The following is a 1,110-nucleotide window of genomic DNA, read 5'->3' as shown; positions in this document are numbered from 1 at the left end:
GCGGCCACGCGCCGGCCCGCCGCGAGCCTGGCGAGCGCCGCCTGCCAGCCGTCGTGCGCGCGCGCTTCCCTGTCGGCCACGCAGGCCAGGCTGACCAGCGCGTCGTGCACCTCGTCGGCATCGCGCACCAGCGGCCAGGCTTCCTCGCGCACCGCGGCGATCGCCTCGGCGTCGAGCGCGCCCAGGTCGTCGGCCGATTCCGGGTCGCTCCAGCGGCGCGCCAGCACCGCCTGGGTGCGGCGTTCCTCGAGCGGCGCATCGTCGAGAAAGGCATAGGGCTTGGCGTTGAGGATCTCGGCGGCCAGCGGCGAGGGCGCCGGCAGGTCGCGCGCCACCAGCTCCACTTCGCCGGCCTCGATGCGGCGCAGCAGGGCCAGCCAGGCCTCGGTGTCGAGCGCCTCGTGCAGGCAGTCGTCGAGCGTCTGGTCGACCAGCGGGTGATGGGGAACCTCGCGCTCGCCGACGATGTTCTCGATGCAGGCCACCTGGTCCGGGAACACCGTGGCCAGAAGGTCCTCGCTCTTCATGCGCTGCAGTTGCGGCGCGGTGCGGCGCCCGCCGGTATAGCGCGGCAGCGCCAGCGAGGTGGTGGCGTTCCAGCGCCAGCGCACGCCGAACAGAGGCGCGTCGAGCAGGGCCTGCACCAGCACGTGCTCGGCGCTGGCCGCGCGCAGGTAGCGCCAGACCTCGGCCAGCTCGAAGCTGTGCGCGAGCGAGAGCGACAGGATGATGGCGTCGTCGGTGGCCGCGGCCTGCAGCTCGAAATTGAAGGCGCGGCAGAAGCGCTTGCGCAGCGCCAGGCCCCAGGCGCGGTTGACGCGATTGCCGAAGGGCGAATGGATCACCAGCTGGGTGCCGCCCGATTCGTCGAAGAAGCGCTCCATCACCAGGGTGCGCTGGGTCGGCAGCGCGCCGAGCGCGGCGCGCGAGCGGGCCAGGTACTCAACGATCTGCCGGGCGGCTTCCGGCGCGAGGCCGAGCGTGCCGGTCAACCAGTCGAGCGCGGGGGCCAGGCGGCTGGGCTCGGGCGTGTCGTGGGCCGTCGAGGGGGCGAGCGGGGCAGTGCCTGCCGGCGGGGGCTCGGTGCCGGGCCTGGCCTTGGCGGCAGGA

The 1,110-nt window shown here is 74.1% G+C and carries 1 pseudogene; it reads right to left on the bottom strand.

The features are described from left to right. Window positions 1-1,110 (bottom strand): annotated as a pseudogene (locus F3J10_RS35730) (ATP-dependent DNA helicase); the annotation flags it as partial.

Source organism: Burkholderia sp. Cy-637, assembly GCF_011753175.1.
GTDB lineage: Bacteria > Pseudomonadota > Gammaproteobacteria > Burkholderiales > Burkholderiaceae > Burkholderia > Burkholderia gladioli.
This window is presented reverse-complemented; position numbering and strand designations above follow the sequence as displayed.